Below are 23,604 nucleotides of genomic sequence, written 5' to 3'. Positions count from 1 at the left end.
CGGCGGCTCCGGTTCGGGGAACCTTCCGGAGCCGACGGTCCTATGCTGATCGCCGTGGACAAGGTCAGAGCTGCCGCGGGCGACAGAAGACGCGAGTACCGGGTGGAGGATCTGGCCGAGGCGGCCGGGATCACCACCCGCACCCTGCGGTTCTACCGCGAGCGCAAGCTGCTCCAGCCGCCCCGCAAGGAGGGCCGCATCGCCTGGTACGGCGAGGAGCACCTGGCCCGGCTGCGGATGATCGGCGAACTGCTGGAACGCGGCCACACCCTGGGCGGCATCGCCGAGCTGATCGGCGCCGGCGAGAGCGGGCGGGACGTCGCCGACCTGATCGGGCTGGAGGCCGCCATCGTCGCCCCGTGGTCGGACGAGACCCCGGTGCGGCTGGACTGGGACGAGCTGAAGACCGCCTTCGGCGACCAGCTCACCGAGGAGAACACCGCCGAGTCGATCGCCCAGGGCTACATCACCGTCGAGGAGGAGGGCATCACCCACGTCAGCCGCCGGCTGATGGACGCCACCACCGAGCTGGTGGCGGAGGGCGTGCCGCTCTCGGCGGTACTGGAGGCCAGCCGGCGCACCCAGGAACACGTGGACGCCATCGCCGAGGTCTTCATCGAGGTGGTCAGCGAGCACCTGCTCAGCGCTCTGGCCGCCGATGTCCCCCTGCCATCCGGCGAGGCGGCCCGACTCACCGAGCGCATCCTGCGGGTGCGGCCGCTCGCCCGCACGGTGGTGGACGCCCAATTCGCCCTTGCGATGGACCGGCTGGTGCACGCCGAGTACGAGGGACTGCTGCGCCAGCGACGGGAGAGCGGCTCCGAGGCGTAACCGTGCGGCCGGGCGGGCAGGGATTCCCGCGCCCTGCCCGCACATCGGAGGTGCCGCCGATGCCCCGTCCGCTCAGCCGCCGCGCCGCCCTCGGCCTCGCCGCCGCGCTCGCCCCAGGGCTCGCGCTCGTCGGGTGCGGGTCCAACTCCCCTTCCTCAGGCGCTGGTTCAACCGGATCCGGCAGGACCCGGACGGTCCGGCACGCACGCGGCGAGAGCACCGTGCCGGCGCGGGCGAGCCGGGTGGTGGCCTTGGACACCGACGCGCTGGACTCGGTGGTCACCCTCGGCCTCAGCCCGGTCGGCGCCACCACCACCGGCGCGGGCGCGCCCTTCCCGGGGTACCTGCCCACCGAGCGGCTGTCCGGGACGAAGCCCGTCGGGGCGATCGGCGAGCCGAGTCTGGAGACGATCGCGGCGCTGCGGCCCGACCTCATCCTGAGCAACCAGGTCCGCGACGACAAGCGGTATGACGACCTGTCGAAGATCGCGCCGACCGTGCTTTCCAAGACCACCGGGCCGACCTGGCAGGAGAACGTCCGGCTGCACGCCGAGGCGTTGGGCCGCCAGGCCGAGGCCGAGGCGGCGGACGCGGCGTACCGGGCGAAGCTGCGGGAGTTGGTCACCGCGCTCGGCGGACCGGCCAGGGCGGCGACCATCCGGGTCGAGATGGCCCGCTTCCTGGCCGGTGCGCCGACCAGGCTCTACCTGAACGACACCTTCGTCGGCTCGCTGTTCAAGGACCTCGGGCTCGGCCGGCCCGCCAACCAGGACAAGCCCGGATTCTCGATGGAGATCAGCCCGGAGCAGGTGGACCAGGCGGCGGCCGACGTCATCTTCTACTCGGTGTACGGGGACGCGGCCGAGTCCGCCCAGGGGAAGATCATCGAGGGTGCGCTCTGGAAGAACCTGGACGCCGTCCGGAGCGGGCGGGCGTTCCCGGTGGATGACAACCTGTGGATGCTCGGCATCGGCTACACCGGAGCCGGGCTGATCCTGGACGAGATCCGCAAGGACCTGGCGCCGGCGGGCGGGTGACGGGGCTGGCGGGCGACAGCTTTCAGCCGACGGGTTTCAGCTGACAGATTTCAACATCTGTCAGCTGAAATCCGTCAGCTGTCATCTGTCACCCCGGCCGTCACTCCCCGCCGTACCGGCCCGGCCGCAGCCGCCCGGTGAGCCCCAGGAAGGCCACGAACGCACCGAGGACGATCCAGCCGGGCCAGCCCGCGAGCGACATGGTGAGCGGGTCCAGCTCGGCGCCCGGGTCGGCGAACTCCCGGACCATCGACACGCTCATGCTGCTCGTGAAGGTGTGCGCCAGCACCGCCGGGACGACCGACGCCGAGCGCAGTCGCATCCAGGTGAAGACCGGCAGGACGAGCACACAGCTCACCGTGAGCGCGGGCACCGCCAGGTACCACGGCCGCCCCGGGTACTGGCCGCCCATCAGCAGCGTCGGCATGTGCCAGAGCGCGAAGGCCGTCCCGGTGAGCAGGTACGCCCGGACCAGCGCCGCCGTACCACCACCGCTCGCGCCTCCGCCGCCCGCACCGCCGCCGCCCTCGCCGAGCCGCAGCAGCCGGGGGAAGAGGAAACCCTGCCAACCGATCTCCTCCCCGAAGAACAGCGGCAGCGAGAGCACCATCCCGATCAGCCCCTGGACCGCCCACGAGCCGACCCGCCCGGCGTCCAGCGAGCCGAAGCCGGCGAACGGGTAACTTCCCAGCAGTGTGCCCACCACCAGCGTCGCCGCCGTCAGCCCGCCGAGCACCACGAGCGGCAGCAGACAGGCCCGCACCGCACGATCCCGTGGCCGGGGCCGGCTCAGCGCGAGCGCCTCCCGCACCCCGTCCGACCCGCCTCCACGCCTGCCGCGCTCGATGAAGCGAACGACGAACAGCGCCGCCAACGCCGGCGCCAACATCGCGGACCCGATGCAGAGTTCTTCCAGACCGCCGGTCTCCTCCCGGGCGTCGGCCCGCTGGTACCCGTCGGCGAGCAGCGGCGTCATGGCCGCCCACATCCCGGCGTAGGCGAGCGCCAGGTAGACCAGCAGACCGCGCCGGCGGACGGCGCTCGACGGAGATTGCGTCAGTAACGTCATGCCGGCGACGCTACGGAGACGGCACCCGCCCCCGGAACCACGTGCGCTGCCGGTTGGGGGCGCCGTCCACTGCCGTCCGGATGGTCGAGTTTTCTGGGTGTACAGCGGCCTGCCGGGTGTGCTGACCGCCTCTCGCCTCCCCACCGACGGGCCCCCGCCCCAAGCCCCGCCGTCCACCGCCGCCCCCGCCTCCGGGTCGTCCGCGCAGTACGGGACACCGAGCGACGCGTCCGCCAGGGAACAGCGCGAAGTCATCTCAAAAGCTGCATTGTCAAGGAAATTGACGTATCGTCAGGCAGCACGCCGGCGGGGGCGACGGTGGTCCGCTCACCGTCGCCCCCGCCGCACTCCCCGCCGGTCCGGCACCCACGGCCCGGCGGGGGCCTCGATCGGGCGTTTCCCCGGGCCCCGGCCTGATCGGATCAGGCCCGGGCCCGGCTCGGTTCCCTGCTCGACTCATGCCCGAAGTCGCGCCGGAACCACGGGAATCGACTCATGGGAATCGACTCAGTTGACGTTGACCGCCGTCCAGGCGGAAGCGACCGCGTTGTACTCCGCGCTGCCCGAGCCGTACAGGTCCGCCGCCGCGCTGAGGGTGCCCGCCCGGGCGCCCGCGTAGTCGGTGGTGGAGGTGAAGTAGGTGGTCAGCGCGCGGTACCAAATCTGTGCCGCCTTGTCCCGGCCGATGCCCGCGAGCGTGGAGTTGTCGTACGTCGGGCTGTTGTAGCTGAACCCGTTGATGGTCTTCGCGCCGCTGCCCTCGGACAGCAGGTAGAAGAAGTGGTTCGCCACCCCGGACGAGTAGTGCACGTCCAGGTTGCCGACGTTCGCGTCCCAGTAGTCCGCCGAACCGCCGTCCTTGCTCGGCTGGTCCATGTAGCGCAGCGGGGTGCCGTTCCCGTTGAGGTTGATCAGCTCGCCGATCCAGTAGTTCGGCGGGTTGGAGGGCAGGTTGGCGTACCACTCGACCATCGTGCCCATGATGTCCGAGGTGGCCTCGTTGAGGCCGCCGGATTCGCCCGCGTAGTTGAGGTTGGCGGTCGCGGCGGTGACACCGTGGCTCATCTCGTGGCCGGCCACGTCGATCTCGGTGAGCGGCGCGGTGTTGTTGCTGCCGTCGCCGTACGACATGCAGAAGCAGCTGTCGTCCCAGAAGGCGTTGACGTAGTTGGAGCCGTAGTGCACCCGGCTCAGGGCGCCGACGCCGTCATTGCGGATGCCGCTGCGGCCGAAGGTGTTCTTGTAGAAATCCCAGGTGGTGGCCGCGCCGAACTGGGCGTCCACGGCAGCGGATTCGCGACTGTTGACGGTTCCGTCGCCGAAGCTGTCGCTGGTGTTGGCGAACAGCGAGCCGGTGCCGTCGGTGCCGTTGTTCAGGTCGCTGGTGGACTGGCCGCCACGGCTCGCGTCCTTCAGCTGGTACTGCGAGCCGCTCTGGGTGGTGGTCAGCGGGACCTGGCCGACGAAGATGCCGGTGCCGGTGCCGGAGGCGGTCTCGATCGTCTCGTGCGTGGCGAGGACCCGGCCGTCGGCCGCGTCGGTGATCAGGATCTGGCGGCTCGGGGTGCCGTCGGCGCGATCGCCCTCGACCGTGGTGCGGTACGCCAGGCGCGGGTTGCCGTCCGTGGCCCAGACCACCAGCTCGGCCTTGCCGGTCTGGTGCACGGCGGTCAGCGGAGCCTCGTCCTTGTCGGTGGTGACCCCGACGGTGGCCTTGACCGTCCCGGTGACCTGCGCGGCGGCCTGGTCGGCGGCGATCTTCGGGGTCAGGCTCGGCAGGGCGAGGTTCGCGGAGACGGCCTTGTCGACCGACTTCACGGAGCCGTCGGCCTTCTGGTGGACGACCAGGTCGCCGCCGATCACCGGCAGGCCGGCGTAGGTGCGCTCGAAGCGCAGGTGACGGGTGCCGTCCTTGTCCACCACCGCGTCCTTGGCGACCAGTTGCTCCTTGTCGCCGAGCTTGAGCGCCTTGGCGAGCGGGCCGGCCTGACCGGCCGCGAGCTTGAGCACGGCCGCGTGCTGCTGGGCGAACTGGGCGGACTGGGCCTGCGACGAGGGGGCGGGAGCAGCCTGGGCGGCGGTGCTCGCCTGGATCACACCGGTCAACAGGGCCGTGGCCGAGAGTACGGCGACGGCCGCGAGCTTACGCTTCACGTACGAGTCCTTCCGGGAAACCGCGTCTGGGCGCGGTCGCACCGCGTCCCGGGGAGCCGGGTCGGCACCTGTGGGGCGGAACGGGCGCTGACGTGCAGGAACCCCGTGCAGTCGAGCGGCTCGCCACCGAGGGGTGGGGGTGGGGCTACCGCTGGGGGGTGATCAGAAGCATGACAATCCAGCTGGTGAATTGACAGGCCTGCTTCAGCGATTGGCCAGGTCCCGCCATTGGGTAAAGAACCTCCAATCGACGGGCGAACCAGGGCAATTCACCACATCCGGCCAGGGGTTCCCACCCGAACGACGGCCGACCGCCTGCGCCTACGGGCACCCACCCGCCGACTGCCGGCCCGACGGGCGGGGCCACCCGACCCTCGATCGGCTTTTACATGTGTGTAGAAGATTCCATACGGCCCCTTGACGTCCGGGTGGCGAGGTTCCGCCACCCGGGCCCCCTTGCTGACCTGGAAGGTGTCTGTTAATCAGCCGCCCGACACCGTCAGTCCTGGAGGAAGTACCGGGCCCGGTCAGCGACTTCGCGAGCAGCCGCGGTGACGACCTGCGGCCGGTCGGCCTGGATGGCCTGTCCGGCGCCGCACACCACGTCGTGCGCACCACGCCGTGCGTGCCGCGGACGGCAGCGGCCGCGACGGCCCCCTGCAACGCGGTCCAGCGGCTGCGCCCGCCCGGAGGGCATCAGCGGTTGCCGGACTGACGCCAGCGCCGCCCGGTACAGTCAGATCCGGTTCAGCGCAGCCTCGGCGACCCTGATGGAGCGCGGCTGGAACTCCTCGTGCGCCGGGTCCACCAGGACCAGCCCGGCCACCCGCTCCGGCCGCTGCCAGGCGAGGAGTTGGGCCAGCCCAGGACCAGCGGCGCGACGCCGTCCCGGCCGGCCTCCAGTCAGCGCAACGCCCGTCCGCCGCGGTCCAGTCCGTCGGCCCGGACAGCGTCCGGCACGCACCCTCCCAGCGCCCGCGCGAATGCGCTCTGGACGCCCCGCAGGTCGGGCGTGGCCCTCGCCCCCCCCGCTTGCCCTGCCCGGTGTTCAGTGAATGATCCCCCTTGGATCAGCCGTTCGACCCCGCTTCCACCGGGCCCGGTTCCGGATGGCCCGCGACCGGCGGGACAACGCGTCGGCCGGTCAACTTCGCAGCTGGTCAACCGACTTCAGTTCGACAGGCCACGCTTCAACAGATCGAGCAATGCCTGCAAGTGCCGGGCGTCGGCGGCCGCGTCATAGCGGGTCGTGTCGGCCTGGGTGTAGCCGTGCGGGGCGTCGGCGTAGACCTCCGCCCGATAGCGGACACCGGCGGCGGTGAGGGCGGCGGAGAGCCGGTCGATCTGCTCGGGCGGCAGCGACGGGTCATGGTCGGCGTGGCCGAAGTACAGCTCGGCGGTGATCCGCTCGGCGCCCAGGTGCGGGCTGTCCGGGTGGTCGGTGGCCAGGCCGCCCCCGTGGAACCCGGCCGCGACCGCGATCCGGTCCGGGTGACTGGCGGCCGTGCGCAGCGCCAGCAGGGCGCCGCGGCAGTAGCCGGTCAGGCCGACCGGACCGTCCTGGACCAGCGGGGACTCGGCGAGCCAGCGAAGGTACGCGTCCGCGTCGCGGGCGGTCACCTCCGGTATGAGGCTGTCGAGCAGCGGGCCGAGCTTCTCGAACAGTTCCCCGGCCTGCTCCACGTCGATGAGCTCGGGCAGTTCGACGACCGGTGCGCGACCGTTGCGGTAGTAGGCGTTGGGGACGAGCACGGTGTAGCCGGCCTCGGCCAGCCGGTCGGCCAGCCGCTCCAGCTGCGGCCGGAGCCCGAAGGCGTCCTGGTAGAGGATGACGCCCGGGTGGGCCCGACCGTCATCGGGGTGGGCAAGGTAGGCGTCGGCGATGCCGTCCGCCGTCGGGATGTCCACGAGGGTTCCGCGCACTGACATGGTGTTGGCGCTCCTTCCGTCCGTCCGGCAGCGTAGCCGGTGGTCACCGACAGCCGACCGCCGACCGCCGTTCTCCCGGCGCGATTCGCCGCCGCCCGTCCACTGGGGAACGCCCGGGCCCTGTGGCCGCGTTGAGCGGGCATGGGGTTGATCGTGGGTGTGGTGGCGGCGACCGCCGCGGTGCTGGGGCTGGTGCTGTTGGCGTCCTGGCAGGTCTGGGACGAGTCCTCGCCGCGGCCACGGCACCGCGGGCCCGGGGTGGGGGTGGGCGCCGGCGGGCTGGCGGAGTTGCACGCGCTGTTCAGCCCGGGCAAGCAGGTGCAGATCGAGCAGAAGTGGGAGCAACTCGTGCTGCGGGACGACGCGCAGGCCGCGGCGCCGCCGCACTTCGGCGTGGACCTGGACCGGGGCGTGGCGGTGCTGCGCGGCGGGGGCGGGACGGGCCCGGCCGCCCGGGCACCCCGGGAAGCGGGGGTTCAGGCCTCCCAGGTACGGGAGCAGAGCACCAGCCGGTAGCCGTCCGGGTCGGACACCGTCACGCCGAACTCGTCCCAGTACGGGTTGTGGGACTCGACCCGGGTACCGCCGGCCTCCTCCAGTCGGGCGACCAGGGCCTCGTCCACCGGGGCACCGAGGTAGACGACGAACAGGTCCTCCACCGTCGGCGTGGGCTCCATCGGCCGCTCCGGGTCGTGCGTCAGCTCGAAGTGCCAGCTGCCGCCGGACGGGCCGACCATCAGCAGGTCGTGCTTGCCGGACACCCGCTCGGTGCTGCGCCACACCACGTCGAGGCCGAGGCCGCCGACGTAGAAGCGCTCGGCCGCCGCGAGGTCGCGCGAGGGGCGGGCGATCCGTACCCGCGTGGTGGAATCGATCACGCGGGCGACCATAGCCGATGCCGCTGGATCCGAACCATGCATCTCCGCTGGGCTGTGGACGGACTGTCAGGAAATCCCGGGTCGCGTGGCACGGCGGCGGCGCGACGAATGGCGGGCGGCGGCGGGGTGGCGGCGGGGCGACCAGCGGGCGACTGGGGGCGGCGGACAGATCACAGGTTTCAGATGTCAGATGACAGATTTCGAAATCTGTTATCTGACATCTGTTATCTGACATCTGAAACCCGTCGTCTGAATTCCGTCCCCCGTCAGCTGCCCGCCGCCCGCCGTCCCCCGGTCCGCCGCCGCCCCCTCCCGCCGCTCATGGGACAGTGGTAAGCAGCGAAGGGAGCGCGAACGTGCTGATGGACAAGGTGGCGGAGATACTCGCCGAGGCGTCGGCCGAGGCGGTGGAGCCGCGTTTCCGGGCACTGACCGCCGGCGAGGTGATGGAGAAGGCGCCTGGCGAGATCGTGACGGTCGCCGACCGCGAGGCCGAGGCGATCATCGCCCGCCGCCTGCACGAGCTGCTGCCCGTCCCCGTGGTCGGCGAGGAGGCCGTCGCCGCCGATCCGTCGCTCGCCATGGCCCTCCACGACGAGCCCGCGGCCTGGCTGGTCGACCCGGTGGACGGCACCGCCAACTTCGTCGCCGGCCGCCCCGAGTACGCCGTGATGTGCTCCCTGGTCCGCTCCGGCCGGACCGTCGCCTCCTGGATCTGGCAGCCCGCCACCGCCACCACCTACTGCGCCGAACTGGGCTCCGGCGCCTGGCGGGACGGAGTCCGTCTGACACGCCCGCCGGCCCCCAGGAACGTCGCGGAGCTGCGCGGCTCCGTGAAGAGCCGCTACCTCGACCCCGAACACCGCCGCAGGCTCCAGGAGAACATCGCGTCCTTCGGCGAGATCTCCTCCGGCCGGCACGCCGCCGGCATCGAGTACCCGGACGTCGTCGAGGGCCGCTTCGACTTCCTCCTGTACTGGCGCACCCTCCCCTGGGACCACGCCCCGGGCTCCCTCCTGGTCACCGAGGCCGGCGGCGTCTCCGCCCGCCCGGACGGCACCCCCTACCGCCCCGAGGCCCCCGGCTGCGAGGACGGCCTCCTGGTCGCCGCCGACCCGGAGACCTGGGAACTCACCCGGTCGATCCTGCTGGTGAACTGACCCGGAGCCCCGGGGAGCACTCCCGACTACCCCGCGCGCTCGCCCGCCACCTTGCGGCCGGCGCCCACCACCTCCCGCAGCAGGGCGCCGACCTCACCCTCCGTGGCGTGCGGGTTCAGCAGCGTGAGCTTCAGCCGTACCCGCCCCGGACCGTTCCCCGGGAGTTCGGTGCGGCCGACCACCGCCCGGCCGGTGCGCAGCAGCAGTCGCCGCAGCCGGCCGTTCGTCTCGTCCAGCGCCGCCTCGTCCGTCACCCCAGGCGGCCGGTAGCGGAACAGGACGGTGGTGAGCACGGGCTCGGTGTGGAGTTCGAGCGCCGGGTCGGCCCGGACGGCTTCGGCGGCGGCGCGGGCGAGGTCGTGGCAGTTGTCGACCAGCCGCCCGAGTCCGTCGCGGCCGAGGGTGCGCAGGGTGACGGCGAGTTTGAAGGCGTCGGCACGGCGGGTGGTGCGCAGCGAGCGGCCGAGCAGGCTGGGGTAGCCGGCCTGCTCGTCGTCGATCGGGTTGAGGTACTCGGCGCGGCGGGCGAGCGAGGCGTAGGTCTCGGCGTGGCGCACCAGGAAGATCCCGGCGGCGGCCGGCTGCCAGCCGAGCTTGTGCCAGTCGAGGGAGACCGAGTCGGCGCGGGCGATGCCGTCGAGCAGCGGGGCGAGTCGGTCGGAGAGCAGGGCCCCGCCGCCGTACGCGGCGTCCACGTGCAGCCAGGCGCCGTAGCGTCCGGCGAGGTCGGCGGCGGCGTGCAGCGGGTCGACGGCGCCGGTGTCGGTGGTACCGGCGGTGGCGACCACGGCGATCGGGGTCCGTCCGGCCCAGCCGGCCTCGGCCATCGTCCGTTCCAGCTCGTCCTCCCGCATCCGCAGCCGGCGGTCGACCGGGACGGGGATGACGGCCCGCTCGCCGAGGCCGAGCAGGGCGGCGGCGCGCTGGACGGAGAAGTGCGCGGCCTCGGAGGCGAGGATGCAGGGCCGGGCACCGGCCGGGACGCCGTCCAACTCGACGATGCCGTCGAGCTTCTGGTCGCGCGCCAGCATGAGCCCCATGAGGTTGGACTCGGTGCCGCCGGAGGTGAGGACGCCGGCGGAGCGCGCCGGGTCGTAGCCGACCAGCCCGGCGAGTTCGGCGAGCAGCGCGCTCTCCAGGGCGGTGGCGGCGGGGGCCTGGTCCCAGGAGTCCTGGGAGGGGTTGAGGGCACTGACCGCGAGGTCCGCCGCGGCGGCGACGGCGAGCGGCGGGCAGTGCAGGTGCGCGGCGCAGGCCGGGTCGGCGGGGTCGGCGGCGCCGTAGGCGAGGAGTTCGGTGAGCCGGGCGAGTGCGGCCGGTCCTTCGCTGGTGGCCAGCGCCTCGCCGACGAGTGCGGCGATCTCGGCCGGGCTGCCCGCCGGCAGCGGTCCGGAGCGCATGGCGATGCCCGCCTCCAGGGAGTCGAGGACGGTGGCCAGCAGCGGCCCGAGCGCCCCCGGCCCGGCCGCGCCACCCGCCAGGGCGTCCGTCGCGAAGCCTTCCCCGGGCAGTTCGACGGGGCCGGGCCCGGGCGCGCTCACCGGGGCTCCCGAACCGTCGGCACACCCGCCGAGGCGGCCGCGATCGCCTCCGCGAGCCGCTCCAGCACCGCCGCCACCTGCTCGTCCGTGATGGTGAGCGGCGGGAGCAGCCGCAGCACCGCGTCGTGGCGTCCGCCGAGCTCGACGATCAGCCCGCGCGCCAGGCACGCCTCGCGGACCCGCACGGCGAGCGCCGGGTCGGCCGGCCTGGCGCCGCACCCGTCGGGCTCGGCCGCCGGGTCGACCAGTTCGACCCCGAGCATCAGCCCTCGTCCGCGCACGTCGCCGATCACCGGCAGTTCGGCCGCGAGTTCGCGCAGTCGCGCCGCCATCCGCTCGCCGACGGTGGCGGCCCGCTCGGCCAGCCCGTTCGCCGCGACGTGGCGCAGGGTAGCGGCGCCGGCGGCCATGGCGAGGGTGTTGCCGCGGAAGGTGCCGGTGTGGGCGCCGGGCCGCCAGCCGTCGTAGTCCTCGCGGTAGACGACGACGGCGAGCGGCAGGCTGCCACCGATGGCCTTGGAGAGGACCATCGCGTCCGGGACGATGCCGCTGTGCTCGATCGCCCACATCGCGCCGGTGCGGCCGACTCCGGTCTGCACCTCGTCCACGATCAGCGGGATGCCGCGCTCGGCGGTGATCCGGCGCATCGCGCGCAGCCAGTCGTCGGGGGCGGGAACGACGCCGCCTTCGCCCTGGACGGCCTCCAGGATCATCGCCGCGGGCGCCACCACGCCGCCGGAGGGGTCGTCGAGCAGGCGCTCCACGTAGGTCGCGGCGAGGTCGACGCCCGCCTCGCCGCCGACCCCGAACGGGCAGCGGTACCCGTACGGATAGGGCAGCCGGGCGACCTCGCCGCCGCTCGGCAGCGGCTCCTTGACGGCGACGTTGCCGGTGAGCGCGAGGGCGCCGGCGGTCATCCCGTGGTAGGCGCCGGTGAAGGCGAGCGCCCCGGAGCGGCCGGTGGCGGTCTGCATCAGCTTGAGCGCGGCCTCGACGGCGTCCGTCCCGGCCGGTCCGCAGAAGTGCACCCGGGCTCGGGCGGCGAACTCCGCGGGCAGGCTCTCGAACAGCGCGCTGGTGAAGTCGTCCTTCTCGGCGGTGGCGAGGTCGAGCAGGTGCAGCGGGGCGCCGCTGTCGAGGGTGCGGCGGATCGCCTCCAGCACCACCGGGTGGTTGTGGCCGAGGGCGAGCGTGCCGGCGCCGGAGAGGCAGTCCAGGTAGCGCCGTCCGTCGGCGCCCTCGACGGTCATGCCGTGGGCGCGGACCGGGACGATCGGGAAGGAGCGGGCGTACGTTCTGGCGGCGGACTCGCGGACCCGCTGACGGCGCAGGATGGCTTCACCGGCGTCCAGGGCTCCGGAGGCGGCCTGGGCGGGGACGGCAGCGAGTGACACGAGAAACCCCCAAGGGAAGTTAGGTAAGCCTAACTTTATCGCCTTGACCTGGTAGAACGGCCTCGGGGCCGCCGAAACCACCCGCGCGAGTGAACCTCCCCCGTTTCTCCCAACGAGCGCAGCGCCGAAAGGTCACGCGACGGGCACAGCTACGGAAGGTCACGCGGCGGGGCGCGGCGCCGGAAGGTCACGCGCCGCGCGGTTCCGCGGACGATCCCGGCGTCAGCCCCGCCCCCGCCACCGGTAGCAGAGCTCCGGCCGCCCGACGCTCCCGTACTGCGGCTCCCGCACCGCGCACCCGGTGTCCACCAGGTGCTCCAGGTACCGCCGCGCGGTGATCCGCGACACCCCGGCGGCGGCGCCCGCGGCGGCGGCCGACAGGCCGGTGTCCGCCTCGCGCAGCACCGAGGCGACGCTGTCCAGGGTGGGCGCGCTCAGACCCTTGGGCAGGCTGGTCCGCTCGGGCGTCCTGAGCAGGGCGAAGGCCTGGTCGACCTCCTCCTGTCCGGTCGCCTCGCCGGTGCGCCCGAGGCTGTCGCGGTAGCGGGCGTAGCGCTCCAGGCGGTCGTGCAGGGCGGCCGCGCTGAACGGTTTCAGCAGGTACTGCACCACGCCCGCGGAGACCGCCTGCCGGACCATGCCGAGGTCGCGGGCCGAGGTCACCGCGATGATGTCGGTGCTGTGACCGGCCGCGCGCAGGGTGCGGCAGAGCTGGAGGCCGTGGCCGTCCGGCAGGTAGAGGTCGAGCAGGGTGAGGTCGACGGGCGTCCCGGCGGTGCGGGCCCGGTCCAGGAAGCGCAGCGCGTCGGCGCAGCTGTGGACCGTCCCCGCGGCGTGGAAGCCGGGCTCGCGCCGGACGTACAGGGTGTGCGCGGCGGCGGCCACCGGGTCGTCCTCGACCACCAGGACGGAGATCCCCTCGGCGGCTCGGGTGCTTTCGGCGCCGCCGCTCACGACCGGGCCCCTCCCCGCTCCCGCGCCGGTGCGGCGGACGCTCCCGGCCCGTCGCCCGGCGCCCCCGGCCCGTCGCCCGATGCCCCTGGGCCGCCGACCGGCCCCCCTGACCCACCGACCGGTTCCGTGGGCCCTCCCGCCAGCGGCAGCCGCACCGTGAACACCGCGCCGCGCTCGCGTCCGACCTCGACGGTGCCGCCGTTGCGCCGGGCGGTCTGGGCGACCAGTGCCAGCCCGAGCCCGTGCCCGCGGCCGTCCTGCTTGGTGCTCCAGCCGCGCCGGAACACGTCCTCGACCACGCCCGGGTCGATCCCCGCCCCGGTGTCGGCGACCCTCAGCAGCAGGCAGTCACCGGCCGCCCCGGCGCCGCCGACGACGCAGTCCCGACCGGAGGCGATCCGCGCCGTGACGGTGACCTCCGGCGGGACGGGGCTCTCGGCCGTACCGGCGATCGCGGCGTCCACGGCATTGTCGATCAGATTGCCGAGCACGGTGATCAGGTCCCGCGCGCCGAGCCCGGGCGGCAGCACCCCGTCGTCGATCCTGCTGTCCTCGGTGAGGGTCAACTCCACGCCCCGCTCGGCGGCTTGGGCGGCCTTGCCGAGCAGCAGAGCAGCCAGCACCGGCTCAGTCACCGCCGCGACCACCCGGTCGGTGAGCTGCTGGGCGAGTTCGAGTTCGGCGGTGGCGAACTCCACCGCCTGCTCGTGTCGGCCGAGTTCGATCAGCGAGACGACCGCGTGCAGGCGGTTGGCGGCCTCGTGCGCCTGCGCGCCGAGCGCTTCGGTGAAGCCGCGAACGGAGTCCAACTCACCGCTGAGCGCCTGGAGTTCGGTGTGGTCTCGAAGGGTGACCACCCGGCCGAGGCCGGTTCCGGCGCCGATGGTCGAGGTGTTCAGCACCACGACCCGCTCGGCGGTCAGGTGCACCTCGTCCCGGACCGGCCCCTCCCCCAGCACGGCCGCCACCAGCGCCTCCGGCAGGCCCAGCTCCGCCACCGGGCGGCCATCCAAGTCGCCTTCCAGGCACAGCAGTTCACGGGCCGCGTCGTTGCACAGCACCACCCGGTCCGAGCGATCCAGCAGGACCAGGCCCTCGCGCACCGAGTGCAGGGTCGCCTGGTGGTACTCGTAGAGGTGGCTCAGCTCGTCCGGCCCCATCCCGTGGGTGTGCCGCCGCAGCCGGGAGTTGGCGAGGTAGGTACCGGCGCCGCCGACCGCGAGCGCGGCCACCGCCACCCCGACCAGCGCAAGCAGCGGACCGCTCAGCTCCGCGGAGATCGACTCCACCGTGAGGCCCACGCTGACCAGCGCGACCACCTGGTGCCGGTCGTCCCACACCGGGGTGACCACCCGCACCGACGGGCCGAGCGTGCCGGTGTACGTCTCGCTGCGGGTCTGCCCGGCGAGCGCCCAGTCGATGTGCCCGAGGTAGGTGCGGCCGATCTGCTCGGGCAGCGGGTGGGTCCAGCGCACCCCGTCGGTGTCCATGACGGTGATGAAGGACACCCCGGTGTCGGCCCGCACCTGCTCCACGTACGGCTGGAGCACCCCGGTCGGGTCGGAGCCGGCCACCGCGGCCCGGACGGACGGCGAGTCCGCGACGGCATGCGCGACCGCGGTGACCTGGCGACGGGCGGCGGCCTCGGTACGGTCCGCGGCGAAGAGGTACGCGAGCACGGCCCCGCCGGCGACCACGGCGGCGACGATCACCACCTGGACCACGAAGAGCTGCCCGGCCAGGCTGCGCACCAGCCGCCGCGGCAGCGGCCGGACCAGGAATCGGGCCAAGCGTCGCGGCACCCGTCGGACCGGGCGTCGAGGCAGCCGCCGGGGCGCGCGGCCCGTCGGCCGGTACGAGCGGCGACGCGGGACGGCGGTGGGGGCGGTGCGCTCGGACATGCCTGCCAGTGTGCACCAAGGCCGAGGCCGCCCTCGAAGCCCGTCCACCCCCGGAGACGGCCCGGGTTCGTTCGCCGCCCCGCTTCGCCGGACGGCCCGCCGCGTTCACAGGCCCACCACCCGGGCCACCCGGACCGTTCATGAACTCTATGAACGTAAACGTGTCCTCCGTCACTTCGGGGCCCATAGTCGGAGCGGCCCTCCCCCCGGGGCCGCCAGGACTGCACGGCAAGGGAGCCGCAGATGTCGAACGCTGAAGCCGCCAAGGCGGCGGAACCCAGACGCAAGGACCGCACCCACTACCTCTACCTCGCGGTGATCGCCGCGGTGGTCGCGGGCGTGGTGGTCGGTCTGGCCGCTCCCAAGTTCGCCGTGGAGCTGAAGCCGGTCGGCACCGGCTTCGTCAACCTGATCAAGATGATGATCAGCCCGGTGATCTTCTGCACCATCGTCCTGGGCATCGGCTCCGTGACCAAGGCCGCGAAGGTCGGCAAGGTCGGCGGTCTCGCCCTCGGCTACTTCCTCACCATGTCGACGGTCGCGCTGGCCATCGGCATGGCCGTCGGCAACCTGCTGGAGCCCGGCGGCGGCCTGCACCTGACCGCCGCGCTCGCCAAGTCCGGCCACGCCCAGGCGGCGGCCGGCGGCGCCCAGTCGACCACCGACTTCCTGCTCGGGATGATCCCCGAGACCCTGTTCTCCGCCCTCACCCAGGGCAAGGTGCTCCAGACCCTGCTGGTCGCCCTGCTCACCGGCTTCGCCCTCCAGGCGATGGGCTCGGCCGGCACGCCGGTGCTGCGCGGGATCGAGCACGTCCAGCGACTGGTCTTCCGGATCATGTCGATGATCATGTGGGTCGCGCCGGTCGGCGCCTTCGGAGCGATGGCCGCCGTGGTCGGGGCCACCGGCACCGCAGCGCTGAAGAGCCTGGCCGTCATCATGATCGGCTTCTACGTCACCTGCGTGCTGTTCGTCGTCGTGGTGCTGGGCACGCTGCTGCGCCTGGTCGCCGGGGTCAACGTGTTCGCGCTGCTGAAGTACCTCGGCCGCGAGTTCCTGCTGATCCTCTCCACCTCCTCCTCCGAGAGCGCGCTGCCCCGGCTGATCGCCAAGATGGAGCACCTGGGCGTCAGCCGCCCGGTCGTCGGCATCACCGTGCCGACCGGCTACAGCTTCAACCTCGACGGCACCGCCATCTACCTGACCATGTCCTCGATCTTCATCTCCGAGGCGCTGGACAAGCCCATGTCGCTCGGTGAGCAGCTCTCGCTGCTGGTCTTCATGGTGATCGCGAGCAAGGGCGCGGCCGGCGTCACCGGCGCCGGTCTGGCCACCCTCGCGGGCGGCCTCCAGTCGCACAAGCCTGCGCTGGTGGACGGGGTCGGCCTGATCGTCGGCATCGACCGCTTCATGTCCGAGGCCCGCGCGCTCACCAACTTCGCGGGCAACGCCGTCGCGACCGTGCTGATCGGGCACTGGACCGGTGAGCTCGACGCCGAGCGCGCCCAGCGGGTGCTGGCCGGCGAGGTGCCGTTCGACGAGCTGACGCTGGTCGACGCCCACGGCGCGCCCGCCGGCTCGGACGGCGCCTCGGACGGCGCGCGCGAGACCGTCCCCGCCCAGGGCGCCGCCCCCGCCGGGGTCTGAGCCCGGCAACAACCCCAGCACCCCCGGTCCGACGCCTCCCACGCCCCCTGGGAACGGCGCCGGACCGGGGGGTTCGTGCTTTTCGGAAGCCCTCTCTGCCGTCCGCCCGACTTCTCCGAGGCGACCGGCTACAGCTCCTGCGAGCCGCTGACCGCCCAGGCCACCCCACCCACCGGGTCCTCCAACGCGAGGTGCAGATGGTGCAGCCCGGCCGACGGCTCCTGCCAGGTGAAGCAGCGCATCCGGGCGACGAGCGCGTTCACCTCGCCCCGGTTCACCCCGTCCGCGCCGTCCGCGCCGTCCACCTCGCCCGCCCTGTCCGCCTCGCCCGTGCCGCCCGGAGCGTCCGGCCCGGCCATGGCCGCCATCGCGGACAGCGCCCGCCACAGCCCCAGCCGACCGTGCGCGCAGCCCTGCGCCCGCCCCACGGCGGCGGCCCGCACCAGCGCCGGGTAGGCGAGCGCGAAGGGCAGGTACCCGCCGACCACCCTCCGGTCGCGGGCCAGCAGGGCGGCCGCCGCCGGGGCCCGGCCGAGGACGCAGACCGTGGCCGCCCACGGCGCGAGCGCCCCCAGCCCGGCCAGCGCCCGGGCGGCCCGCGGCCCGTCCGGCCGGCCCTCCGGCTGCTCCACCGAGGGCGGCAGCTCGACCTCGCCCAGGCCCTCCCGGCTGGCCGGCAGGGTGAGCAGCGCGCTGCGCGCGCCACCCTCGGGCAGGTACTCGCGCACCCGGGCCGCCTCGTCCCAGCCCGACGCCTCCCACGGCTCCAGGCACAGCGGCACGCCCTCCGGGTCGGGCTCGGCACCGTGGGAGAGGTCCTCGCCGAGCAGCACCCGGGTGTGCGCGACCAGCCGCCGCACCGGGGCCGGGCCGAGCAGCGGGGCCAGCCGCAGCCAGGAGTGCCGGGTCGCCAGCACCTCCCAGAGCGGGCCGGCGTCATGGTCGGCCACGCCCGCGGCCGTCCCCGCGCCGCCGGCCCGGTCGAACAACCGGACGGCCAGCTCGGGCGGCGCCGCGTAGGCGATCAGATGGCCGAGCGGAGCGGTCAGGGCCGCCGCGGCTTCCTCCCCGGCCTCCGCCACGGCGGCCGCCCGGCCCTGCCGGTAGGCGGCGAGCAGCTCGGGCCAGCGGCCGCCCTCGGCCAGGGCGCGCAGACGGCCGTCCTCGTACGTGATCACGTTCCGCAGGGTACGGGCCGGGGCGGCACATCAGCTGACTTGCCGTCAGCTCGGTGCGTCGGGGCGGCGCGGACACCGGGCCCGACTCGCCCGGCCCGGTCCGGACTCCCGCCCACGCCCACGCCCACGCTCGCGCTCGCATTCGCACTCCCGCTCGCGCTCGCGTTCTGGCTCGCGTTCTGGCTCCCGCTCTCGCTCCCGTTCCCGCGCGAGGACGGTGCGCAGTCGACCGTGGGCGCGACGGCGGGTGACGGCCAGGGTGCTGCGGTGCAGCCCGAGCAGCTCGGCGGCCTCGTCGACGCTGTAGCCGTCGAGGTCCACCAGCGCCACCGCGCGGGCCTGCTTGGCGGTCAGGCAGCTCAGCAGCCGGAGCACCTCCCAGTGCGCCTGCAATTCGACCATCCCGCCGGCCTGGGGGTCGGACACTCCCCGGTCCCGCTCGACGGCGTCGCCCGGGTCCGGCACCTCGGGCATCGACACCCGTCGCCGCTCCCGTCGCCACTGGTCGCGCAGGATGTTGACCATCGTGGTGAACGCGTAGGCGTACGGCTGCGGATGGCCGAGGAAGCGCTCCGGACTGCGGGCTATCCGCAGGTACGCGTCGTGGACGACGTCACCGGCACCCAGCGGGCTACCGGACAGGGAGGCCGCCGCCTGGTGGAGCCTGGGCAGCAGATCCGTGAACACCCGGTTGAATTCGGCGGATTGGCCGCCACCCCCGCTCGGACCGAAGTCCCGCTCCCGCCCGTCTCCCACATTCCGACCTGTGCAATCCGCCATGCCGCTCTCCCCGGGAATCGGCAGCCGAACGTCCGGCCCGGCCCGGCCAACGAGGCCCAACCCGACTGAACTACTTGTGACACAGGTCACATCATACTTCGTCGTCTCACTCTGCGCAGTCACTCGTATGCAACACGTCACCAGTCGCACGGGGAGCGGGACTTCACCTCCACGCGGACATCCCGGCGGCCGGGACACCCGCCCGACGAGAACCCCTCAGCAAGGAGAACCACCGTGCGAGGTTGCATCGCCAGGAAGATCGCCACGTTCGGACTGGCGGCCGCGGCCGCCTTCGGCGTGCTCGGGACCACCACCCTGCCGGCCGCCGCGGCGACGGCCCCCCACCAGACCATCACCCCCGGGGCCGCCGCGGTCTCGAACACCGTCGCGTCCGAGGCCTACCACTGCGTCATCACCGCCAACTACGGCTGGCGCTGGGAGGGCTACTGCTACGTCTACTCCGGCCAGCTGCGCACCATCACCTACTGCGCGGACGGCTCGCACACCACCGGCCTGTGGATCGGCGCGCGGTCGCAGGCCTGGTCGGTCTGGGGCAACTGCCCCGGATCCCGCTGGACGAAGATCGTGTTCCAGTGGCACAGCTGAACCCTCGACTGACAGATGACAGCTGACAGATTTCGAAATCTGTCAGCTGTTATCTGTCATCTGTTATCTGTTCGCCGTTACCTGTCGTCTGTCATTCGCCCCCCGCCCGCCCTCGGCCGTCCCCTCCCCCTCCGCGTCAGCCCACCGGAGAGGCGTCCGCGAGCAGCCGGGCGGCGTGCACTCGGCCCGCGTGCTCCACCAGGTTGATCAGCACCTCCTTGCCCGAGGCCCGGCGACGCGCGTCGCACAGCAGCACGGGCGTACCGGCGTCCAGGTCCAGTGCACGGGAGACCTCCTCCGGGCCGAACTCCCGCGTCCCGGCGAAACGGTTCACCGCAACCACGAACGGGATGCCGCGGTGCTCGAAGAAGTCGACGGCCGGAAAGCAGTCGGTCAGTCGGCGGGTGTCCGCGAGCACCACCGCACCGAGCGCCCCCTGCGCCAACTCGTCCCAGAGGAACCAGAACCGGTCCTGCCCCGGGGTGCCGAACAGATACACCGCCAGTCCCTCGCGGATGGTGATCCGGCCGAAGTCCATCGCCACCGTGGTGGTGGTCTTCCGCTCCACACCGTCCAGGTCGTCCACCTCGCGCCCGGCCTCGGTCAGCCGCTCCTCGGTGCGCAGCGGGCGGATCTCGCTGACCGCGCCCACCAGCGTCGTCTTGCCGACCCCGAAGCCGCCCGCCACCAGGATCTTGAGCGCGAGCACGGTGTCGTCGGGGTCCTCGGTCTCGAACGGGTCCGACCCTCCGTACGGTTCGGAACTGCCGTACGGTTCGGGACTGCCGCAGGGCTCGCCGCTGCCGTACGGATCAGAGCTGCCATACGGATCGGACGGGTAGGGCGACTCGGACGGGTGGTCAGAGTGCGCGGAGTCCACGGATGACCTCCTGGAGGATGCGCTCGTCGGGGAGCAGGGCGGGCGGGACGGGACGGCGGACCCGGATGAGCCCGGCCGCCAACAGGTCGCCGAGCAGCACCCGCACGACGCCCACCGGCAGGTCGAGGTCGGCGGCCAACTCGGCCACGGACAGCGGAGCGTTCCGGCACAGCGCGAGGATGCGCGCCTGTTCCGGGCCGACCGGCGGCTCGGGCACATCCAGGGCGAACGCCGGGTCGGGCAGTTCGGTGACCACCACGGCGATCAGGTCGAACTGCTGCTCCCCGGCCCCGGTGCGCCCCCGGGTCATCGCGTACGGGCGGACCAGCGGCCCGGCGTCGTCGTCGTACCAGCGGGCCCGGTGCGCGGCGGCGAGCGGGTTGCGGGGGTACTCGCCGGGTTCGGCCCTCGGGCGCCGCGGATGTCGCTCCCGGTACGGGCCGGGCATCGGACTCACCGGCCGCCCACCGCCCGCGGCGGGGCGCTCAGATGCTCCCCGACCCGGCGGACCAGTCTGGCCATCTCGTAGGCGATCAGCCCGAGATCGGCCCTGGCGGTGGCGAACACGGCGAGGCAGGTGCCCTCTCCGGCTGCCGCGACCAGCAGATAGCCGCCCTCCAACTCGACCATGGTCTGGCGGACTTCGCCCGCGCCGAAGTGCCGGCCGGCGCCCTTGGCCAGGCTGTGGAAGCCGGAGGCGACGGCCGCCAGGTGCTCTCCGTCCTCGCGCGGCAGGCCGGCCGAGGTGCCCATGGCCAGGCCGTCGGCGGAGAGCATCACGGCGAAGCGGAGTTCGGGGGCGCGCTGGACCAACTCGTCGAGGAGCCAGTTCAGCTCCCCCGCGCGGTGGGTGGTGGCGATCACGGACGCTCTCCTTCGGGTCGGGACGACGGTTGGGGCTGGCGCGCCCGCGGCGGCCGCGCGGGGTCGGCGGACTGCCCGTCCCGCCGCCCCTCCGGGCGCAGACCGCGCGCCCATCCGTTCTGGAACGCGGACATCGCCGCGCGCGCCGCCTCGGGACTGCGGTCGGCGCCGCCGGAGCCGTCCGCGGAGGCGGCAGCCGTACGTCGGCTGCGCACGGTCTGCCGGACCGGGGCTTCGCGCAACTGCGGCACGAGGCTCGCCTGGCGGGTCCGTCGCGGCAACTCCTCGGGGCCCTGGTCGACTTGGCGACGGTCCGATCGAGCGAGGCCCTCCGACCGGGCACGCTCCTCCGGTCGAGCGCGGTCCTCCGACCGGCCGCGGCCGTCCGACCAGTGGCCGTCCGACCAGGGACCGTCTGCTCGGCCGTCGTCCGCGACCGGACCGGCGCCCCGGGCAGCGGAGGCCCGGAAGGGGGTGCGGCGCACCGGGCCGGGGTCTGCGCCCCGGTTGCCGAACGGCAGCAGCGCCCCGCCTTCCGGCGGCGGCCCACCCGCCGCCGGAAGCCCGTCATTCGGCGCGTCCTGCCGCACCCACCCCGCGAAGTCCGACTCCTCGACCTCGGCCATCGCCCTGCCCGTCGGCGCTCCGGAGGCCACGGGCGCCGCCGGCGCGGGGGGAGCCTCCGGCGTCATGGGCTCGAACCCGTGCCGCACGTCCCCCGGCTCCACCTCCGCCGCCCCGTCGGCCAGCAGGGTGGTGGGCAGCAGGACCACCGCGGTGGTGCCGCCGTACGCGGAGGTCACCAGCGAGACCCTGACGTCCTGCCGCCGGGCGAGCCGGCTGACCACGAACAGGCCGAGCCGGTCGCTGTCGAAGAGGTCGCTCTGCTCGGCGGCGGAGATCCGGCGGTTGGCCGAGTCGAGCATTTCCGGGCCCATGCCGAGGCCGCGATCCTCGATCTCCAACGCGAAGCCGTTGCCGACCCGTTCGCCCCGGATGTGCACCCGGGTGTGCGGCGGGGAGAACCCGGTGGCGTTCTCGACCAGTTCGGCCACCAGGTGGGTGAGGTCCGCGACGGCGTGGCCGACCACGGCGGCGCGCGGCAGCGGGTGCACCTCGACCCTGGCGTACTCCTCGACCTCCGAGACGGCCGCCCGCACCACGTCCACCAGCGGGACGGGTCGGCGCCAACCCCGGCCCGGGGCGGCCCCGGAGAGGATGATCAGGCCTTCGGCGTGACGGCGCATCCGGGTGGTGAGATGGTCCAGCCGGAAGAGGTCGGCCAGCTCGGACGGGTCCTCGGTGCGGCGCTCCATCGCGTCCAGCAAGGTGAGTTGGCGGTGCACCAGGACCTGGCTGCGGCGGGCGAGGTTGACGAACACCCCGGAGACCCCGGAAAGCACCTCGGCCCGTTCGACCGCCGCGGTGACGGCGGCCCGCTGGACGGTGCCCAACGCCCGGTGCACCTGACCGATCTCGTCGCCGCGCTCCACCGGCCGGGGGGCCTCGGCCTCGATGTCCACTTCCTCTCCCGCGCGCAACTTCCGCATGGTGTCAGGGAGTTTGCGACCCGCCAGCTCAAGTGCCGAGTTGCGCAGGCCGATCAGCTCGGTGACCAGCCCGCGCCCGATCTGCACCGAGATCACCAGCGAAGCGACCACGCCGACCAGACCGAGCAGCACCGCCATCCCGGCCGGGGTGAACAGGCCCAGGGCGTACGGGTCCTGGCGCTCGGCGGCGAGCCGTCCGGCCTGGTCCTCGACGGAGCTCAGGGCGTCGGCCACGTTCCCGGCCACCATCGCCCAGCGGTCCGCGGGAACCAACGCGACGGCCGTCCGGCCGTCGGGCGCCGCCCGGACCTTGTCCTCGTACCCGGCCAGCTCGCGATGGTCCTGGCCGCCCGTGACAGTGAGCAGCACCTGCCGGTCGGCGGAGCGCAGACCGGCGACAGCGCCCTGCTCGAACTCCCGCCGGGCGAAGGCCGCTCCGGAGAACTCCCGCAGCTGGTCGTCACCGAACCCGCCGGACAGCTGGGCGGCGCGCAGCAGCGCGTCCTCCCGGGCGAGCAGTTCCCGGGAGCGGGCGAGTTCCAGCAGCACCCTTTCGTCGACGGCCACTTGGCGGTCCAGGAACGGCGTGACCGAGCCCGCCGCCGCGAGCGCCCGGTCCACCGCCTCGCCGTACGCGGCGTACGCCTCGGGCCAGCCGACACTCCTGGCCAGGACCCGATCACGCAGTGCGGGCAGGGCGGCGAGCGAGCTGCCGAAGGCGTCCAGCCGGGCGGCCGCGTCACCGCCCAGGCCCTGGGCGTCGGCGCGGTTGTAGCCCCGGTCGGGGTGCCGGGTGTCGGGGAACAGCGGGGTGAGCGCCCGGTCGGTGGCCGTCGCGGCCTCACGCAGGGCGCTCTCCCGGGCGGCGGAGGGGGTGGTCGCCGGGGCGGGCGCCGGGGCGGCCAACAGCTGGCCGGCGGCGGTGCGTTCGGCTTGCAGCCCGGCTACCGCCTCGGCGACCGGGGTGAGCACCGTGCGCTGGGCATCGCGCTGGCGCAGCAGGTCCCAGACGCCCTGGGCGGTGGTGACGGTGGCGAACCCCCACAGGGCGATGACGGACACGACCGGGACCATCAGCAGCGCGATGATCCGGGCGCGGACGGTCCGGGGGCGCAGTCCGCGCAGCCATGGACCGGGGCGCGGCGGCCGGGCGGGCGGCCCGGCATGGGCCCCCCGACGGGCACCGGAGGCGGTGCCGCGGTCTTCTCGCATGGGTGAGGAGCCTTTCGGGCGGGGACGGCGGGACGGCGG

At 73.7% G+C, this 23,604-nt stretch carries 20 protein-coding genes; 6 read left to right on the top strand and 14 right to left on the bottom strand.

Annotated features, from left to right (window positions below; all coding sequences use genetic code 11):
- The first annotated feature begins 54 nt into the window (after positions 1–54).
- Positions 55–831 carry a MerR family transcriptional regulator gene (locus QWJ13_RS15305; RefSeq protein WP_316524830.1) on the top strand — a complete coding sequence of 259 codons (777 nt, stop codon included), beginning with the start codon at positions 55–57 and terminating at the stop codon, positions 829–831.
- 245 nt (positions 832–1,076) lie between these two features.
- Entirely contained in the window at positions 1,077–1,868 is a 792-nt protein-coding gene (locus QWJ13_RS15300; RefSeq protein ID WP_432277528.1) for an ABC transporter substrate-binding protein, read from the top strand.
- 100 nt (positions 1,869–1,968) lie between these two features.
- Here the strand turns inward: QWJ13_RS15300 and QWJ13_RS15295 are convergent, their stop codons facing one another.
- The 3 genes from QWJ13_RS15295 to QWJ13_RS15285 form a co-directional block, all read right to left on the bottom strand.
- Positions 1,969–2,937: a CPBP family intramembrane glutamic endopeptidase gene (locus QWJ13_RS15295; RefSeq protein ID WP_316524824.1), complete on the bottom strand. Its 969-nt coding sequence runs from the start codon at positions 2,935–2,937 to the stop codon at positions 1,969–1,971.
- Between the two features lie 507 nt (positions 2,938–3,444).
- The gene (locus QWJ13_RS15290; RefSeq protein ID WP_316524822.1) at positions 3,445–5,091 is read right to left on the bottom strand and encodes a M4 family metallopeptidase; all 1,647 of its coding nucleotides are present in this window, start codon (positions 5,089–5,091) and stop codon (positions 3,445–3,447) included.
- Positions 5,092–6,261: 1,170 nt separating this feature from the next.
- Positions 6,262–7,020 (bottom strand): dienelactone hydrolase family protein, encoded by a 759-nt coding sequence (locus QWJ13_RS15285; RefSeq protein WP_316524820.1) that lies wholly within the window; start codon positions 7,018–7,020, stop codon positions 6,262–6,264.
- Between the two features lie 141 nt (positions 7,021–7,161).
- On the opposite strand from QWJ13_RS15285, the gene QWJ13_RS15280 reads away from it, so the two are divergent.
- Positions 7,162–7,536: a DUF6191 domain-containing protein gene (locus tag QWJ13_RS15280; RefSeq protein ID WP_316524818.1), complete on the top strand. Its 375-nt coding sequence runs from the start codon at positions 7,162–7,164 to the stop codon at positions 7,534–7,536.
- Here the strand turns inward: QWJ13_RS15280 and QWJ13_RS15275 are convergent.
- The gene (locus QWJ13_RS15275) at positions 7,497–7,898 is read right to left on the bottom strand and encodes a VOC family protein (RefSeq protein ID WP_316524816.1); all 402 of its coding nucleotides are present in this window, start codon (positions 7,896–7,898) and stop codon (positions 7,497–7,499) included. The genes QWJ13_RS15280 and QWJ13_RS15275 overlap by 40 nt on opposite strands.
- 362 nt (positions 7,899–8,260) lie before the next feature.
- Here QWJ13_RS15275 and QWJ13_RS15270 point away from each other — a divergent pair, with 362 nt between their 5' ends.
- A complete protein-coding gene (locus QWJ13_RS15270) occupies positions 8,261–9,058 on the top strand; it encodes an inositol monophosphatase family protein (RefSeq protein ID WP_316525205.1) in 798 nt (265 codons plus the stop codon).
- A gap of 26 nt (positions 9,059–9,084) precedes the next feature.
- Here the strand turns inward: QWJ13_RS15270 and QWJ13_RS15265 are convergent, their stop codons facing one another.
- From QWJ13_RS15265 to QWJ13_RS15250, 4 genes are all read right to left on the bottom strand, one after another.
- Positions 9,085–10,599 carry a pyridoxal phosphate-dependent decarboxylase family protein gene (locus QWJ13_RS15265; protein ID WP_316524814.1) on the bottom strand — a complete coding sequence of 505 codons (1,515 nt, stop codon included), beginning with the start codon at positions 10,597–10,599 and terminating at the stop codon, positions 9,085–9,087.
- The gene (locus QWJ13_RS15260; protein WP_316524811.1) at positions 10,596–11,993 is read right to left on the bottom strand and encodes a diaminobutyrate--2-oxoglutarate transaminase; all 1,398 of its coding nucleotides are present in this window, start codon (positions 11,991–11,993) and stop codon (positions 10,596–10,598) included. The genes QWJ13_RS15265 and QWJ13_RS15260 overlap by 4 nt, the downstream gene beginning before the upstream one ends.
- A gap of 222 nt (positions 11,994–12,215) precedes the next feature.
- Positions 12,216–12,947, bottom strand: coding sequence for a response regulator (locus QWJ13_RS15255; protein ID WP_316524808.1), 732 nt, complete (start codon positions 12,945–12,947; stop codon positions 12,216–12,218).
- A complete protein-coding gene (locus QWJ13_RS15250) occupies positions 12,944–14,848 on the bottom strand; it encodes a sensor histidine kinase (RefSeq protein WP_316524806.1) in 1,905 nt (634 codons plus the stop codon). Before QWJ13_RS15250 ends, QWJ13_RS15255 begins: the two co-directional genes overlap by 4 nt.
- Positions 14,849–15,091: 243 nt before the next feature.
- Here QWJ13_RS15250 and QWJ13_RS15245 point away from each other — a divergent pair, with 243 nt between their 5' ends.
- A complete protein-coding gene (locus QWJ13_RS15245) occupies positions 15,092–16,495 on the top strand; it encodes a cation:dicarboxylate symporter family transporter (RefSeq protein ID WP_316524805.1) in 1,404 nt (467 codons plus the stop codon).
- A 128-nt stretch (positions 16,496–16,623) separates the two neighbouring features.
- Here the strand turns inward: QWJ13_RS15245 and QWJ13_RS15240 are convergent, their stop codons facing one another.
- Positions 16,624–17,673, bottom strand: coding sequence for a hypothetical protein (locus QWJ13_RS15240; protein WP_316524804.1), 1,050 nt, complete (start codon positions 17,671–17,673; stop codon positions 16,624–16,626).
- A gap of 45 nt (positions 17,674–17,718) precedes the next feature.
- Positions 17,719–18,360, bottom strand: coding sequence for an RNA polymerase sigma factor (locus QWJ13_RS15235; protein WP_316524802.1), 642 nt, complete (start codon positions 18,358–18,360; stop codon positions 17,719–17,721).
- A gap of 327 nt (positions 18,361–18,687) precedes the next feature.
- Between QWJ13_RS15235 and QWJ13_RS15230 the strand changes: the two genes are divergently transcribed.
- Positions 18,688–19,059: a hypothetical protein gene (locus tag QWJ13_RS15230; protein WP_316524800.1), complete on the top strand. Its 372-nt coding sequence runs from the start codon at positions 18,688–18,690 to the stop codon at positions 19,057–19,059.
- Positions 19,060–19,195: 136 nt separating this feature from the next.
- Here the strand turns inward: QWJ13_RS15230 and QWJ13_RS15225 are convergent, their stop codons facing one another.
- From QWJ13_RS15225 to QWJ13_RS15210, 4 genes are all read right to left on the bottom strand, one after another.
- Entirely contained in the window at positions 19,196–19,768 is a 573-nt protein-coding gene (locus QWJ13_RS15225) for a GTP-binding protein (RefSeq protein ID WP_316525203.1), read from the bottom strand.
- A gap of 151 nt (positions 19,769–19,919) precedes the next feature.
- The gene (locus tag QWJ13_RS15220; RefSeq protein WP_432277527.1) at positions 19,920–20,387 is read right to left on the bottom strand and encodes a DUF742 domain-containing protein; all 468 of its coding nucleotides are present in this window, start codon (positions 20,385–20,387) and stop codon (positions 19,920–19,922) included.
- Positions 20,388–20,392: 5 nt separating this feature from the next.
- The gene (locus QWJ13_RS15215; protein WP_316524797.1) at positions 20,393–20,803 is read right to left on the bottom strand and encodes a roadblock/LC7 domain-containing protein; all 411 of its coding nucleotides are present in this window, start codon (positions 20,801–20,803) and stop codon (positions 20,393–20,395) included.
- The gene (locus tag QWJ13_RS15210; protein ID WP_316524794.1) at positions 20,800–23,565 is read right to left on the bottom strand and encodes a sensor histidine kinase; all 2,766 of its coding nucleotides are present in this window, start codon (positions 23,563–23,565) and stop codon (positions 20,800–20,802) included. Before QWJ13_RS15210 ends, QWJ13_RS15215 begins: the two co-directional genes overlap by 4 nt.
- Positions 23,566–23,604 lie beyond the last annotated feature (39 nt).

The organism is Kitasatospora brasiliensis (assembly GCF_032654805.1).
In the GTDB taxonomy this organism is placed as follows: domain Bacteria; phylum Actinomycetota; class Actinomycetes; order Streptomycetales; family Streptomycetaceae; genus Kitasatospora; species Kitasatospora brasiliensis.
The sequence above is the reverse complement of the archived record's forward strand: the minus strand, read 5'-3'. Positions and strand labels throughout refer to the sequence as shown.